General features: G+C 55.3%; 1 protein-coding gene. It reads left to right on the top strand.

Annotated elements, in window-relative coordinates:
• The coding region (locus VSR82_RS40475) for an integrase core domain-containing protein (RefSeq protein ID WP_498858974.1) at positions 1–165 on the top strand (165 nt) is incomplete at its 5' end.
• Between the last annotated feature and the right edge of the window lie 88 nt (positions 166–253).

Raw genomic sequence — 253 nt, 5'->3', positions numbered from 1 at the left:
GAGGAGGTGTATCTGAAGGCATATGAGTCGGTCAGCCACGCCCGGCGCTCAATCGGCGATTACATCAATCTGTACAACCAGAGACGACCTCATTCGAGTCTGGAAGACCGCACGCCGGATGAGGCATTGAAGCGCCCCGGGTTTTCCGGAGACTCCACTTCTTGAGAAAATGGAGCTATGGAAAACACGAAGAAGAAGTCCCCGAGGTACTCGCCGGAAGTTCGTGAGCGGGCTGTGCGAATGGTACTGGAAC

The organism is Burkholderia sp. JPY481, from assembly GCF_038900515.1.
GTDB classification, from domain to species: domain Bacteria; phylum Pseudomonadota; class Gammaproteobacteria; order Burkholderiales; family Burkholderiaceae; genus Paraburkholderia; species Paraburkholderia youngii.
This window is presented reverse-complemented; position numbering and strand designations above follow the sequence as displayed.